This is a genomic window from Mammaliicoccus sp. JADD-157 (assembly GCF_049310805.1).
GTDB classification, from domain to species: domain Bacteria; phylum Bacillota; class Bacilli; order Staphylococcales; family Staphylococcaceae; genus Mammaliicoccus; species Mammaliicoccus lentus.
Genome location: NZ_JBMOVZ010000001.1, coordinates 351,760 through 366,821, shown reverse-complemented (window position 1 = coordinate 366,821; position 15,062 = coordinate 351,760). Strand labels below are relative to the sequence as shown.

At 30.9% G+C, this 15,062-nt stretch carries 15 protein-coding genes and 1 riboswitch; of the genes, 1 reads left to right on the top strand and 14 read right to left on the bottom strand.

Going from position 1 to position 15,062, the window contains the following annotated elements; genetic code table 11:
• Positions 1-158 precede the first annotated feature (158 nt).
• The 8 genes from ACO6VN_RS01815 to ACO6VN_RS01780 form a co-directional block, all read right to left on the bottom strand.
• Positions 159-761, bottom strand: a complete 603-nt coding sequence (locus ACO6VN_RS01815) for a response regulator transcription factor (protein ID WP_147641082.1) — start codon at positions 759-761, stop codon at positions 159-161.
• A gap of 6 nt (positions 762-767) precedes the next feature.
• Positions 768-1,865, bottom strand: coding sequence for a sensor histidine kinase (locus tag ACO6VN_RS01810; RefSeq protein WP_422404175.1), 1,098 nt, complete (start codon positions 1,863-1,865; stop codon positions 768-770).
• Entirely contained in the window at positions 1,866-2,597 is a 732-nt protein-coding gene (locus ACO6VN_RS01805) for an ABC transporter permease (protein WP_194201082.1), read from the bottom strand.
• A 6-nt stretch (positions 2,598-2,603) separates the two neighbouring features.
• Entirely contained in the window at positions 2,604-3,464 is an 861-nt protein-coding gene (locus ACO6VN_RS01800; protein WP_422404174.1) for an ABC transporter ATP-binding protein, read from the bottom strand.
• A 172-nt stretch (positions 3,465-3,636) separates the two neighbouring features.
• Positions 3,637-5,331 carry an FTR1 family iron permease gene (locus tag ACO6VN_RS01795; RefSeq protein ID WP_216683424.1) on the bottom strand — a complete coding sequence of 565 codons (1,695 nt, stop codon included), beginning with the start codon at positions 5,329-5,331 and terminating at the stop codon, positions 3,637-3,639.
• Complete coding sequence (gene efeB, locus ACO6VN_RS01790) at positions 5,306-6,544, bottom strand: iron uptake transporter deferrochelatase/peroxidase subunit (protein ID WP_216683425.1); 1,239 nt, start codon at positions 6,542-6,544, stop codon at positions 5,306-5,308. Before efeB ends, ACO6VN_RS01795 begins: the two co-directional genes overlap by 26 nt.
• A gap of 6 nt (positions 6,545-6,550) precedes the next feature.
• Entirely contained in the window at positions 6,551-7,402 is an 852-nt protein-coding gene (gene efeO, locus ACO6VN_RS01785; RefSeq protein ID WP_422404173.1) for an iron uptake system protein EfeO, read from the bottom strand.
• 183 nt (positions 7,403-7,585) lie between these two features.
• Positions 7,586-8,230, bottom strand: coding sequence for a PepSY domain-containing protein (locus tag ACO6VN_RS01780; RefSeq protein ID WP_064204803.1), 645 nt, complete (start codon positions 8,228-8,230; stop codon positions 7,586-7,588).
• A 130-nt stretch (positions 8,231-8,360) separates the two neighbouring features.
• Positions 8,361-8,461: riboswitch (SAM riboswitch) on the top strand.
• A gap of 74 nt (positions 8,462-8,535) precedes the next feature.
• Between ACO6VN_RS01780 and ACO6VN_RS01775 the strand changes: the two genes are divergently transcribed.
• Positions 8,536-8,745, top strand: a complete 210-nt coding sequence (locus tag ACO6VN_RS01775; protein ID WP_064204802.1) for a hypothetical protein — start codon at positions 8,536-8,538, stop codon at positions 8,743-8,745.
• 95 nt (positions 8,746-8,840) lie between these two features.
• On the opposite strand, the gene ACO6VN_RS01770 is transcribed toward ACO6VN_RS01775, so the two are convergent.
• The 6 genes from ACO6VN_RS01770 to ACO6VN_RS01745 all read right to left on the bottom strand — a co-directional run bounded on the left by ACO6VN_RS01770 (position 8,841) and on the right by ACO6VN_RS01745 (position 15,012).
• The gene (locus ACO6VN_RS01770; RefSeq protein ID WP_422404172.1) at positions 8,841-9,752 is read right to left on the bottom strand and encodes an NAD(P)/FAD-dependent oxidoreductase; all 912 of its coding nucleotides are present in this window, start codon (positions 9,750-9,752) and stop codon (positions 8,841-8,843) included.
• Positions 9,753-9,823: 71 nt separating this feature from the next.
• Positions 9,824-10,204 (bottom strand): RrF2 family transcriptional regulator, encoded by a 381-nt coding sequence (locus tag ACO6VN_RS01765; RefSeq protein ID WP_422404171.1) that lies wholly within the window; start codon positions 10,202-10,204, stop codon positions 9,824-9,826.
• A 131-nt stretch (positions 10,205-10,335) separates the two neighbouring features.
• On the bottom strand, positions 10,336-12,060 hold the full coding sequence (locus ACO6VN_RS01760; protein ID WP_026023582.1) for an ABC transporter ATP-binding protein: 1,725 nt from the start codon (positions 12,058-12,060) through the stop codon (positions 10,336-10,338).
• Between the two features lie 375 nt (positions 12,061-12,435).
• Complete coding sequence (locus ACO6VN_RS01755; protein WP_194201087.1) at positions 12,436-13,350, bottom strand: haloacid dehalogenase-like hydrolase; 915 nt, start codon at positions 13,348-13,350, stop codon at positions 12,436-12,438.
• 64 nt (positions 13,351-13,414) lie between these two features.
• The gene (locus ACO6VN_RS01750) at positions 13,415-14,146 is read right to left on the bottom strand and encodes a class I SAM-dependent methyltransferase (RefSeq protein WP_194201088.1); all 732 of its coding nucleotides are present in this window, start codon (positions 14,144-14,146) and stop codon (positions 13,415-13,417) included.
• A 107-nt stretch (positions 14,147-14,253) separates the two neighbouring features.
• On the bottom strand, positions 14,254-15,012 hold the full coding sequence (locus ACO6VN_RS01745) for a class I SAM-dependent methyltransferase (protein WP_194201089.1): 759 nt from the start codon (positions 15,010-15,012) through the stop codon (positions 14,254-14,256).
• Between the last annotated feature and the right edge of the window lie 50 nt (positions 15,013-15,062).

Sequence of the window (15,062 nt, the reverse complement as noted above, 5' to 3'; positions counted from 1 at the left end):
TCTTGGATCCTTTGTTATATATGAGGGTATTATATTGCCTCTAACGGGCAAGAAATTTCAATCTAGCACGTTACGTTTTCTAACGAGCTAGTGAATGTAAACAAGCACGTTAGCGCATTATTCTTCATCGTTATTTAGATTTATATACTAAACTCTTTTTATATCCAACCTTTTTCTATAGCAATTTGCCAAGCGTCGAAACGGTTTTCCGCTTCTAATTTTTCTATGATTGTCGATGTGTAATTTCTAATCGTTCCATCTGACAAAAATAGTTCTTTAGAAATCTCTTTGCTCGATAATCCTTTTCCAATCTTTTTAAGTACTAGTTGCTCTTTAGGATTTAAAGGGTTTTTATATTTAAGCATAGAAGTCATTAATGTTTCGCTATATTCCTTTTTACCATCCATTACATTTTTTATAGTTGTAACTAATTCATCTATTGAACGCTCTTTAAGTACGTATGCATCAATATCGTTTGCAACTGCACTTTCAAAATATCCGGGGCGCTTAAATGTAGTCACGATAATAACTTTCGTATCCATATTAGACTCTTTAATTGCTTTTAATACTTCTAGACCTGTCATTTTCGGCATTTCTACATCTAATATCGCTACATCTGGTTTCTTTTCTTTTATTAATGTGAGTGCACTTTCTCCATTTGCAGTATCACCCAAGATTTCTAATTCATCGTTTAATTCCATAAGCTGTACCATGGCTTTTCTCAACATTTCTTGATCTTCAGCTATGACAATTGAAATCATAATGTATCATCCCCCTTTTGGTAAGCTAATTGTCATTTTAAAGCCATCATCTATATTATTCACTTCAAAATCCCCATTAAATACATTGATTCTTTGCTTAATGCTATTAAAATCATTATCGTTTATTTTTTTCATACCTTTGCCATCATCTTCAATAACCATAATAATATTTTGATCATTTTCTATAATTGTCCCTGTTACTTTTGTTGCTTGAGCGTGTTTTATCACATTATTTATCGCTTCTCTTAAAACCATAGATAATGCTGATTGCTTTGTAGGGCTGAGTATACTAGCACGAATTGCATGATTAAATTCAAACGATAAATTTGCATTTTTTAATAATGTGTCCATTGTTTCTACTTCTTCTTCAAAAGATTGAAGTTTCAAGTCATCAACTATCGCTCTTACTTTTACTAGAGCTTCCTTAGATAATTCATTAACTGATGCCATTTCTTCTTTAGCTTGTTCGATATCATTATCAGCTAACTTCATCGCTAATTCAGACTTAATACTTAAACTAGCAAATACATGACCTAAAGTATCATGTAAGTCTTGACCAATACGATTTCTTTCTTGTTCAGCAATTAATATATTAATATGTTCGTTTTTACTATTAATTTCTTCTTTTAACTTATCAGCTTCAATAGCTTTAAAGTTACCTAACAAAAGCAAAATAAAAACAATACTCATAGGAGAAAGAATAAACAAATAATCTTTATAATCAAGTAAAACTATCGTTAGGCTCAATGAAAATGCAATGAAATACATAAGCACTTCAATAGAATTTAGCTTTACCTGAAAAGCATAAGGTATAATGAATGCCCCATAAAAGAAGAACATAATATCAAAAGCATGGAAAAATGCCACAAAATATATAATTCCTAAAAAGTGAATCAATAGTAATACTCTTCTTAATTTAACCTTTTCCGTTAGATCTTCATAAATCATAACCAAATAACTTAAAATAAAAAGGATGGTAACAAAAATACCACCCCATAAAGGACCTTTATAGCCTAATACAGTTAAACTCAGTATTGGAAAAATCAAATAAACGGTGTTTGCAGTACCTATTGGATTCGCTTTAACTTTATCTAATATGGACAATTAAATCACTTCCGTTTTTTTACGTATAAATAATGCAGTACTTATAAATATTATACAATAAACTATTAAAATAAATAGAGATTCATAGTGAAAGCTACCGCTCTTTGTAAAAGAAAGTGAGAGCTCTCTTAAATTATAAGTTGGTGTTAAATAAGAAATTTCTTTTAGCCAATTTGGAAATTGGTCTGTAGGAAACCATAGTCCTCCTATTACAGCAAGACCTAGATACAGGATATTCGCTATTGCACTAGCTTTTTGAATATCTTTAATTTGTGATATAAGCACTCCTATAGATAAGAACATGCTTGATCCTATCCATAATAAAATAGCTGACCCTATCCATTCTCCTATAGACATCTCAACACCTTTATACAACGCTCCAGTTACAAATAACGCAATTATAGACATACAAAACATGCACATTAATTTCATAATTTTACCAGCATAATAATGTATTGGAGATAAAGGTGTTTTAAACAGATTTTTAGCCCAACCTAATTTCTTATCTTCAATCATTTCAAGTGGGAAAGTCATGATACAGAAACTGCTTAAACTAAAAGTCGCCATGCTAAACATATATTCTTTATAAAACTTTGCTTCATATTCCTTTGGTAAATCTAACATAGCTGTGAAAATTAAATAAAAAACAAGTGGTAACATAATTGAAAGTATTAAATATGCTTTCTTTCTAGATAATAAAATGAGTTCAGATTTAAAGTAAGCCCATAACATAGGACATCAATTCCTTTCTTCATCTTTTTTGAATATAGTATCCATTAATGACTCTTTCGTAATTTCAATTTCGTTAAAATCAACATTATTATCTATCAATTTTCTTATTATTGGATTCACATCTTCAGTTTTTATATTCAGAATATCTTTTAGTTCTTCAATTTCGATATCTTTAAGATTTTCGATGATTTTTTTGTTTTTTAAAGGAATTTGGATATTTGTTTTATGGTCACTATGACGAATTTCACGTGGCGTGCTATCGACTATAAGTTCACCTTTATTAAGTACTATGACACGATCAGCCATTTTTTCCACTTCTTCAATATAATGAGATGTATAAAATATTGTTTTTCCTTCTTTTTTCATTTGGTCAATTACTACCCAAAAATGCTTTCTCATTTCAGTATCCATTGCACTTGTAGGTTCATCTAAGATTACAAAGTTAGGCTTTCCAATGATGGATAATGCAAAATCAAGAATTCTACGCTCACCGCCAGATAATTTGGAAGCGAATTGTTCTAATTTTTCATCATTAAATCTAGTAATTTTTTTAAAGTCTTCAATTGAAATTGTTTGTTTATAAAACGATTTATATAAATTAAATAATTCTTTTACTTTCATCACATCTAGAAATGCTGACGTTTGAAATAATATGCCCATATATTTTTTATCGAGTTGGTATTGGTCACTTTCAATCGTTCCATTGTTTGGCTTTCTATCACCAATAATCATATCTATTAACGTTGATTTTCCTGCACCATTCGGCCCAATTAAAGCTGTACATTCACCTTTATTAATTTGAAAAGAAACATCATTCACAACTTTTTTACCATTATAAACTTTCGTTACATTTTGAACTTTAATCACTATGGCCACCACCTTTTATAAGATTGGTTTAAGTATAAATTATATTAGCTGTATGTATAAGTACAAATTGTCACGAATACACTATGACAATTGTCATAAAGTTAGTACATTTCACACTTTTCACATAAAAAAACCAACCTATCGAGTGATAGATTGGGGGCTAAACTCTTATTTATTTCTTGCTCATCATATAATAAATCATAACAATCACAATTAAGATTAATTGTGGTATAACCGTCTCATATGTTGGATATAATCCTAGAAAATCTATAAATGGTAAATGATTAATTGTGTGTTGAGGCAAAATGTTGAGAATTTGTAGCGTGTGTACACTTACGCCTAATATTTTAAATGCTAATAGGAATATAAATAGTGACATAATAAAGAATAGTCTATGTATTGGTATCCATTTTGTAATTTGATTAAAGAATACGGCTATTAAAATTAAAATAAATACTGCTACTAATATTCCAAGTATGAGAGACCATGTTGAAATCTTACCTACTATACCTAAATAGAAAATAATAGTCTCCGCACCTTCTCTAAATACTGATAAAAATGCTACTAAACCGAATGTTAGTAAACTACCTGTAGACATCGCTTTATCCATGTTTTTATTAATAAATTTTTCCCATGATTCTAAACTTGATTTTGAATGTAACCAAGCACCTACAATAACCATCAAAATAACCGAGCATATACCCACTATACCTTCTGTTAATTCACGTGTAGATCCTAAATTTTCAAATATTGCCTTAAATATGAATGCTAAAGCTATACTTAATATAATTCCTAGCAAGCTTCCACTCATTATACATTTAGATGCTTTTGTTTGTTCTGCTTTACTAGTAACTGTTAACAAAGCCATAATAATTAGCAATGCTTCTACACCTTCTCGTAAAAGGATTAAAGCTGCGTCCCAAAATGTATATCCTGCTTTAGAAATAGTTGATTTAATTTCTTGATTCAATGTCTCAAGTTCTGCTTGTATATCATGTTTATTGCTTTCATTTATTTGCCCTACATATTGTGGTATTTTCTGTTCTATTTTTGTGTACAGTTCACCATTTCTTGTGCCAATTTCATTTTCCACGTTTGGCCAAGCAACAATAAAGCTTTGTAAATCTTGTTTTGTTTTACTTAGTTTATTATTTTTGATATTTCTGATTGCTTCATCTAGATACTCATTTAAAACCGTTACATCTTGGTTGCTCGTTTTTGCATCTGACTGCTTACCTGCATGATAGTCATCAAGTTCTTTTTTGAGTTGGTCTACTTGCATTTGGGCACTACCTTGCTCGATTTTATCTTTTGTAAGTTCTATTCTAATAAACATCAATGCTGTTTCTATTTTACCGTAACGCCCAATATCTTCTTCTCTCACAATTTTTTCATTGTTTGTCCAAGTTGAATTCAGTTTATTATTAATTACCAACGCTTTGTCAAAATCTTTGTTAGAAATAGCTGTACCCATCTCTTTAATCAATGGTTGCATTTGATTTTGCAATTTATTTCTTTTTGCTTGTTTGTCTACTGGATTTAATACTTTTTCATAATCTATCAAATCTGTTGTTAAAGTATTAAGCGATTTTATTTTTTCATCATTTGAGTTACTTTTTTCGATATTTTCTATATCATTATTAATTGTTTCAACTAATTTATGGTCTTTTTTGTTAACTTTTGACCAGTTTTCTTTAATATCTTTAAAGTGTACTTCAAAAGCTTTTGTATCCTTATCTTGGAGTGCTGTTTTGGCGTCTGTCACACTAATATAAATATTACTTAAACTTATTTCCGCTTTAACAGTTATAGGGATAACTAGGCACATTAATATGGTAATACTAAATGCGATTAAATAACGCTTCACCTAAATATCCTCCTTCTTGAACACCAGGTAAACATAGAAAAATACCTGAACCTCTATGTGTGATATATTCATTCAATTTATCTTGAGCGCCCATTTTACTTTGAATTTTAATGAATTGTTCCGGTGCTCTTTGGAATGATAAAAATAATAGCCCTGCATCAAATGCGCCAGTTTGTTCATTAATACCATCTGAGTATGAATAAGAACGTCTAAGCAAATTAGACTTCGCCTGTTTTGCTAAACTGACATGTGATTCATCCTCTATTAATTTCTCTCCATTTTTATCTTTTATATTTCTATCAAACTCGTCAAATTCTTTCTCTTTACCTAATGGAGCTCCGGAATGTCGATACCTTCCAAATGTAGCCTCCTGTTCACCAAGTGCCGTTCTATCCCATGTTTCTAACAACATTTGTATTCTTCTTACAACTAAATATGAACCGTTTTTCGCCCACCCGTCTTGAATAAATACATACTTATCTAATTCGGTTTGATTATGTATAGATGGGTTTCCAGTACCATCTTTAAATGAAAATAAATTTCTAGGCGTTTCCATTTTTCCATCTTTTACTTTGATAGAATTAAATCCAGATTGACTCCATTTCATAGAAACTTCACCTTTAGCTACTCTTATCAAATTTCTAATAGCATGGAAATTCACTTGTGGATTATCAGAGCAAGCTTGTATACATATGTCTCCGCCAGTATATTGTTTATCTAATTGGTCTTTAGGAAAATGAGGTAAGTCTTTCAACAATTCAGGTTTATGCTTTTCAAGTCCAACTTTTTCGAAAAATGATGGACTTATACCAAAAGTTAACGATAAATGATTAGCATCTATACCGATTGTTTCACCGGTATCTGGACTTGGTAACATTTTATTTTGCCCTAACTCTTTTACTGGTTCCCCATTCATTAAATGAACGCTATAATTCGTCCAAATTTTAAACATTTCTTTAACATCAGAAATAGACATTTTATTAATCGTTAACACTACAAAATAAATATGTTTCTGCAAATCAGTTGTAATACCCGATTGGTACTTACCATAAAATTTCACTTTATTTTTTACATATGTTTTATCTTTTGCAAAATATTGAGAAGCTAACAAGGTTCCACCGACACCGGTAGAACCTAAAATGAGGCCAGCACCCCCAACTCCAGCAAGCTTCAAAAAATCCCTTCTTGCTATATGGTTGTCCTTGTTAGTCATAAGTTATCACTCCGTAATGACTGCCATCTGACTTAATGATTCACCTAATTTATCAACCGCTTCAGATAATTTTTTCGTATCCTCTTTTGATAATTTAGTATAGTCGACATAGCCGCCATCTTTCGTTTCATATTTTGCTAATAATTTGTTAACGTTATCAAATCTTTCTTGCGTTGTTTCAGCAACTTTTTTATCTTTTTCAGTTACTTTATCTTTAAAGATTTCAAAGATTTTTTCTGCTCCTTCAATATTTGCTTTGAAGTCATATAAATCTGTATGTGAATAAATTTCTTCTTCACCAGTTATTTTTGAACTTGATACTTCATTTAATAAGTCGATAGAACCTTGCAACATTAATTTTGGTGTTACGTCTACAGTATCAACTTTTGCTCTTAACTCTTTTACATCTTTAAGTAATTGGTCTGCAACAGGTCCCATATCTTTTGTAGAGTTTTCTTCCCATAAAGTTTTTTCTATTTTATGATAACCTGACCATTCGTTTTCCTTTTTCTCTTCCTTCATATCAGCTAAGCGCGCATCAATTTTAGGATCCAGTTCGCCAAAACTTTCCGCTACTGGCTCTGATCTTTCATAATACATACGCGCTTTTGGATAAATCTCTTTAGCTTTTTCAACGTCGTCAGCTTTAACAGCCTCTACAAACTTTTCAGTTTCAGTTAAAAATGTATCTAATTGTTTCGTTGTGAAATCTTTATATGCTTTTGTTTCTTTAGAAAAATCAACTTTTGTAGTTTCTTTCGCTTCTTTATCACTATTAGTTTCTTTTTTCTCATCATCATTACTACAAGCAGTTAATATTAAAGTACTTGCTAAAAGTGTTGTTGCTATTCTCTTCATGATTGGATTCTCCCCACCTAATTGATATTCATTATCACTCTTTTAATTTATTCCTATCTTTACTATTAGTCAATAAGAAATTTCAATAAAATGTAAATTAAATTGAGGGTAATCAAGGTAAAAAAGCATAAAAAAATAGGCTGGGACATTTATTTATGTCCCAGCTTATCCAAACATTTCATATTAGTCTTGTTCTTGTTCTAATATTTCTTTCGTTTTAGCATCAATCGTAAATTCTGTTGTGTCTTTATTTCCTTCTTTTAAGTCAATAGAATAAACAAGTTTACCGTTTTCTCTACTTAATGACCATTCTTTTAAATCTCCTGATGCTTTATCTTGAGCTACTTTTAAAGCATCTTCGAATTTAGCTGCATCAGATAACTTAAATGTTTTGTCATTGTCGTCATCATCTTCTTTTTCGTTTTCAACGTTAGTAACAGAATTATCTTCTGCATTAATCAAGACTTTATTTTCATCTTGTCCATCTAATAATTCAACTTTATAACTCCACTCACCAGTTTCTTTTTCGAATGATATGTCTTTCAAACCACCTTTTTCTTCTTTTTGAGCTGTTTTAACTGCTTCTTCAGGTGATACTTTCACATCATTCCATTTTACAGTTTTTTCAGTTGCTTTATTATCAGATTTATTATCTGACATTGTAGAATCATCTTTATTATCATTATCTTGACTGTCATTTTCTTTTTCAGTTTGTTCTGATTTTTGATCTTTTTGATCGTCTTTCATATCGTCGTCATCATTATCATTTCCGCAAGCAGATAATACTAGACCTGAAGCTAAAAGTAATGACATCCATTTAAATTTCATAATTATACCTCCTCAAGTTGATTACTATTTATATATTCACAGTTTCTTAATATTTTAAACATTTATTTATTTTATTAGACAAATATTGAATTATCAGTTATATTAATAGAAACAATAAAATAGCTCGTAAGTCTTATTAAGAGTAGGCGGAGGGAATTGGCCCGATGAAACCTCAGCAACAGGCGTAAGTACTGTGCTAAATCCAACAAGTATCAACTTGAAAGATAAGAAGATTCTCTAAACAGCTCTTCTTAATCTTAAGATGAGCTGTTTTATTGTTACTAAAAAATTTAGGAGGCAATATTATGAGAACAAGAGACGACATTTTATCAGAATTAGTGGAGTTAAAACAAAACCCACCACAAAGTTTTTCAGGATCTATGTATAAAACAAATAAAAAAAATGCTTTGATTGGTGAACTGGTGGATTTAGAGAATGAACAAAATCCTGAACGCTATAAGCATAAATCACAATTCAATGAGTTCGATATTCATATTACGATTACTAAAAAATAATTAAAAACCCCGCTAGCGTATAAGCAGAAATCTTTATACGTTAGCGTGGATTTTTTATTTACAAAGAATTAAATAAATATTTGAAGATACTCAGGCTAACCTTTTAATGTTTCACCTTCTGCTTCTAATATAATTTGCAATGCTACTAATTTAGCAATATGATTACCACTTGCAGCAGAATCGATAAGTTGTGAAGGCATTGCACCATTTGTTTCACCAGCTACAAATAACCCTGGAATAGAAGTTTCTCCAAAGTCATCTTTTTTAATACCTCCATTTTCATCTCTTTCAATTTGAAGTTCTTCTAAAAATGAAAATTTTGTATCCCATTCAACTGATATAATCGCACCATTCCTAGAAATTCTAGTACCATCTTCATATATCACTTCATTTATCATTCCATCATCATGTTTAAATTCCGATACTTTACCTTGAATAAGCTTTATATTTTTCTTTTTTAAAAATGATTTATCATCTTCGGTTAATTCTGAAAAGTCTTGTGAACTTATAACTAAATCATTAGTCCAATTGCTAACTAATTTAGCCATATGCATCACTAGTTCTGATGATACATCTACGAGTAATGATTTATTTCTTAATTCATAACCGTCACACCAAGGACAGTAAAATGCAGATTTTCCGTAAATTTCTTTCACACCTTTTATATTAGGTAATTTTTCTCTTAATCCAGTACATAACATAACTTTCTTAGCTTTGTATGTTTCATTTTTCGTTTTCACTATAAAAGTGTTATCTTCTTTAATAATCTTTTCAACTGTATCTTGCACGCGCGTTACATCTTCATATTTATCAACGTCCGCTTGTGCTTTTCCCCTTAATTCTTCTGGTGTTACACCATCTTGTGTTAAAAAAGCATGTGAAGTCTGTGTCACTTTATTTCTCGCATTATCATTATCTATTATCAATGTTGTTTTTAAAGCTCTTCCTAAAGTTAAAGCACTCGCTAATCCAGCTGGACCTCCACCTACTACTATACAATCAAACATATTTATACCACCTTTTCGCATATATTAAAGAGTTTTAATATCTATAATTAGCTGTTAAAAAAAGATTTAATTTACATTAAATCTTTTAACGTCTTCGATTTTAAAGATTTCGTCATTTCATCCTCCGCAGAGTTTAAAATAGATTGAACTTTACATTCCGGACCATGATTAAAACTATCTTCTATCGTGCTTCTATGACCATCGATTGCAGTAATGATGTCATATATTCTAATGGCTTCCCAATTATTCACTAAATAATAACCACCCTTAGCACCAGAAGCCGATTTAATCACACCAGCTTTGACAAGTTGAGTTAAAATTTTAGATAAATACGTAACAGAAACATTTAGCACGTCAGATAACCTCTTTACAGTTACAGGCTGATTATCACCATTGCTTATTAAATATAGTAATGAATGTAAAGCATAATCTGTACCTTTAGATATCTTCATGTTACACCTCTGTATTATAGACATTGTGTGTCTATAATATCATATATATTATTATTGTCTATAGATAAGCTTAAAGATTTAATGAAAATAAAAGAGCGGAGATATTAATTTTGTCTCCGACTCTCCACTTATTAAAAATCTTCTAATTGTTCAAATTGCGACATATATAAGTCTTTATATTTACCGCCTTGGGCCATCAGTTCATCATGGCTACCCATTTCCTTAATTTGTCCTTGTTCTATAAATACAATTCTATCTACGTGTCTAATCGTACTTAATCTATGTGCAATGATTAATGATGTTCTACCTTGTGATAGATTTTTGAATGCTGACTGTATTTTATTTTCTGTTTCTACATCTAGAGCACTTGTTGCTTCGTCTAATATAATGATTGGTGGGTTTTTCAAGAACATTCTCGCGATTGAAATACGTTGTTTTTGCCCACCTGAAAGTTTCGTTCCTCGTTCTCCAACAACTGTATCTAAGCCAGCTGGTAACTCATCTACAAATGATCTTAACTGCGCTTGGTCGACAGCTTCATTGATTTCTACTTCTGTTGCATTTAAGTTACCATATATTATATTATCTCTTAACGTTCCACCAAATAAGAACACATCTTGTTGAACAACACCAATTTGTTTTCTTAAAGATTCTAATGTATAAGATTTAATATTTTTATTGTTGATTTTAACTGCACCTTCTATAGGATCATAAAACCTCGGTAATAACGAACAAATCGTTGTTTTACCTCCCCCACTCGGTCCTACAAGCGCTATTTTCTCACCTTGTTCAATTTTAATTGATAACTGATCTAGCACTAACTTTTCGCCGTATTTAAATGATACATTTTCATATTCTATGATGTCCGGTTCATCAGTGAATTCTACAGCATCCTCACTATCTTTAATTTCAGGATCCATATTTACGATTTCTTTAAAGTTTTTAAACCCTGCAATACCTTTTGGGAATAACTCAATAATCATATTTATAGCTTCTAAAGGTTTAAATAGTAAATTCGTAATCATAATAAAAGCTACGAAACCACCGTAAGATAATGAACCATTTAACACGAAATAGCTTCCCATAATCAATACGAAAATCATAGTTAATTTTTGTGCAATATGACTGATTGTTATATTCCAAGACATGAACGAATACGCTTTTAATTTAGTTGCTCTAAAATTATCATTAACTTTTTTAAATCTTGATAGTTCATAACCTTCATTTGTAAAAGCTTGAACAAGTCTCATTCCACCAACATTATCTGAGATTAATTCGTTAAATCTAGATACGTTACTGAATAAACTTTTAAAAGCACCAGACATTTTATGGTTGAAATAAATAGTCAGTACAAAAATAATCGGTATAACACAGAAAGTAATCAATGCTAATTTCACATCAATCGTTAACATGATGACAAATGAACCAATCAACGTCATAAGTGCTACGAATATATCCTCAGGTCCATGATGGGCTACTTCCCCAATATCCATCAAGTCATTCGTTAAACGACCAATAATTTTACCCGATTTCTGGTTATCAAAAAATCCAAAATTCATTTTTTGAATATGTTCATACAGTTCATTACGAATGTCTCTTTCAATATTAGTCCCCAGTTTATGCCCCCAATACGTTACGATGAATTTTAATACAGATTCAACAACGTATATGAATAATAAAATAAAAACAAATATTACAATCCAACTCCAATTCTTAGTTGGTAGCAAACGGTCTATAAATATACTCGTAATTAATGGAAAAATGAGTTCTAATATACCTACAAACACAGCTGAACCAAAATCTAAGAAAAATAATCCTTTATAGGGTTTATAATATTGGAAGAATTCCTTCATAATTAACCTCCTATGAATAAATTTAATCAAAGACCATTATACTATAATTTTAAAATTTTACTTTAGTTTTCTAAAAATAAATAAATTTAATTATTATTGCAAACTAAAATAATATACTATTGATTAATAAAAAGAAGATATTGAGCATATATAGAGTTGGTTGGGCAAATCAGAATATTTTGGTGGATGCTTGTTGTCTTTTCTTGCCAAACGTGTCAATAACGGTAGCCTTGTTGCCTTTTTTCGCGAGTCTTGTCAATAACGATAAGCTAATTTGCAAGAGAACACCCACGTGCAACGTAGTTTATCCTTATTTCACATAAAACCACCACTCAATTCTTCTTTAATTGAGTGGTGGTTCGTTTTATTGTTTTCTTATTAACGATTAATGGATCGTGCTATTCTTGAGACTGTATGTCTTTGTCCTCTTATCGCTTTGCTTAGTGCGTATATGTTTTCGACTGGTGCTAGACCACCGTATCCTGCATCTCCAATATGCTGTATGTCTACGCCTAATGTTTTATTTTTTATAGCCATTTCTTTAATAGTAGATTCATCTGCGCTTTCTTGTGATGTTCCAATAGCACTCATAACAAGCGCTCCGTGTTGATGTGCAACTTTTACTGCTTCACGAACTTCTTCTTCGGACACACCCCAAACTGTTCCTACTGCTGGCACAAGTATGATATCAGCACCCGCTTCTACAAATCGCGTTATTACTTCTAAATCGACTACTGCTTCGTCTACACCTGAACCGTGCATTTTACCCGCTATAATCAATCCATCAAAATGATTTTTTGCTGTTTCGATTGCTTCTAATATATTTAGGTTCGTTACACCTGTAGCTGGATTACCTGTTAAACATACAAAATCAAATCCTAATTCATTTGCGTGCTTAAATGTTTTTTCTGTTGCTTTTCTACCGTACGATATTTCTAATTTCGATTCAGCCATTTTCGCTTCGTCATCTACAGGTTCTAAGTTAACACCAATAGGTCTCCCTACTAATGTTTTCAAATCATTAATCGGTTGTCCTGTACCTTGATATTCTTTGTTATATAGACCTTTTATTTCTGGATTCACGACATCAAAAGCATTTAATAAAATCATATCCGCGCCAAAAGCAGTTGCCATTTCTGCATTTGTAACATCTAATACAAGCGCTGGATCGTGTACAACAATGTTCTCACTTAACACTGTTCTACCTTCACTAGCTTTAATGCTTTGTTTTAGTTCTTCTTTCGTAAACTTCGAAATATCAGATGCATTAGCACTTATCAAACGTTTTACCACACAATCACCCTTCCGCATTTTATACAGTTTAACGATATATAGAAACACATGGTTAGTCAAATAATTATTGTTTCTTAGCTTTAACCATTAAAAATGGAGGAAATTGCTTTAATTTATTAATTCGTTTCTCATCAAAATATTGAAAAACTTCCTCTGATTGACCTAAATCTTTAACATATTGAATTTCGAGACCATGTTGAATTAAACTATTAAAAATCGTTCCAATTGTATGATGATATTTTTTAACATTTTGATCCAACCAATATGAAGTTCGACTCGTTTCATCAAAGTAATGTTCCATTCTTAAATAAACACCATCACTATCCTCTTTCTTTACTTCCGGATCCATTGTAGCCGTTTGTATAGGATGCTCCATTGTGAATAATAACGTTCCATCTTTATACAACAGTTCACTAATTTTTCGACAACATAAATTAAAGTCTTCGATATAATGTAATACGAGTGACGAGACAATAACATCAAAAGTTTCTTCACATTTAAAATCCATAAAATTTGTGCAATGAAAATCCACTTGTTCAGTGTTAAAATGTTTCCGACATTCGCTTATCATCTTATCAGATTGATCTATACCTACTACTCTTTGAGGTTCATAATCCAAAATGTATTGAATTAAATTCCCCATACCACATCCAATATCTAACACTGCTTTACCTTTTATCTCGGGCATAGCACGCTTTACTTCAGGCATCTCCACTACTTCATTGTAACTCAAATCATTTTGTCTTTTTTTCTTATAACTTTCAAAGAAATCTGGATGGTCATATATATTATTCACATTTAAGGCCCCTTTCAAATATTAATTATAATGGATACACCAGTCTCCTCACTATTGATGATTGTAGTCATGATGTGACCAATGATTTTCTTCAACTTCCGGTATCATTATTTATTAGCAGTAGCTTCAAATGTTATAGTTTGAGTTGAACTTGTAGGGTATTTTCCATGTTCATAGTCACCTGAAATTATTATATTTTCAAATCCAATATGTTCAAGTATCATTTTAAATTCTTCAATTCCATACCAACGAATCGAAAATTGTTCTAATTCTGTCTGTATCAAATCACCATTACGCCATTTTTCATATCTATTATGAGACGTTGTATGTTGATGAATATGATCGATTTCAATTAATTTACTCTCTAATGTGATTTTTTCGGAATTCTGATTTTCCCAAACACTAGTTGAGGTATTACCAACCTTTAAGTCCTTTTGTAAAAATACATCTACAATCAACTTACCACCATCAGCAAGATGATGATAAAAATTATTTAAAGCTTTAAAGGAATCTTCTCTCTCATGTAGTAATAAAAATGTTCCAGTAGGCACAATAATCGCTTCATATTCCGCATTTAATAAAAATGATTCCATTTTCCCTTTAAATATCTCAGGATTCAATCCTTTTATTTCGCAGTTTTTCCTACATATTTCTAACATTTCTTCCGAGAAATCCAAGCCAGTAACTTTCAAACCTTCTTCTAAAAGCGGAATGAGTAGCCTCCCAGTACCAACTCCCGGTTCAAGAATAGGTCCCGTACAAGATTTTAATCTATCTTTATAAAATTCTACATCACCAAATGAATGTCCGATATATTTATCAATATCGTAGACTTCTGAAGAAAGTTTACTATAATAACCAAACATACTATCTATCCCCTTTTTGGGTTATTTTACTATTAGTTTAAATCATTATC

What these genes read in the sequence shown, in the direction of transcription:
- ACO6VN_RS01770 (WP_422404172.1), bottom strand. Translation starts at nt 9,752, where the DNA reads ATGTTTGATTGTATAGTAGTAGGTGGAGGTCCAGCTGGATTAGCGAGT.
- ACO6VN_RS01815 (WP_147641082.1), bottom strand. Translation starts at nt 761, where the DNA reads ATGATTTCAATTGTCATAGCTGAAGATCAAGAAATGTTGAGAAAAGCC.
- ACO6VN_RS01780 (WP_064204803.1), bottom strand. Translation starts at nt 8,230, where the DNA reads ATGAAATTTAAATGGATGTCATTACTTTTAGCTTCAGGTCTAGTATTA.
- ACO6VN_RS01745 (WP_194201089.1), bottom strand. Translation starts at nt 15,012, where the DNA reads ATGTTTGGTTATTATAGTAAACTTTCTTCAGAAGTCTACGATATTGAT.
- ACO6VN_RS01775 (WP_064204802.1), top strand. Translation starts at nt 8,536, where the DNA reads ATGAGAACAAGAGACGACATTTTATCAGAATTAGTGGAGTTAAAACAA.
- ACO6VN_RS01765 (WP_422404171.1), bottom strand. Translation starts at nt 10,204, where the DNA reads ATGAAGATATCTAAAGGTACAGATTATGCTTTACATTCATTACTATAT.
- ACO6VN_RS01805 (WP_194201082.1), bottom strand. Translation starts at nt 2,597, where the DNA reads ATGTTATGGGCTTACTTTAAATCTGAACTCATTTTATTATCTAGAAAG.
- efeO (WP_422404173.1), bottom strand. Translation starts at nt 7,402, where the DNA reads ATGAAGAGAATAGCAACAACACTTTTAGCAAGTACTTTAATATTAACT.
- efeB (WP_216683425.1), bottom strand. Translation starts at nt 6,544, where the DNA reads ATGACTAACAAGGACAACCATATAGCAAGAAGGGATTTTTTGAAGCTT.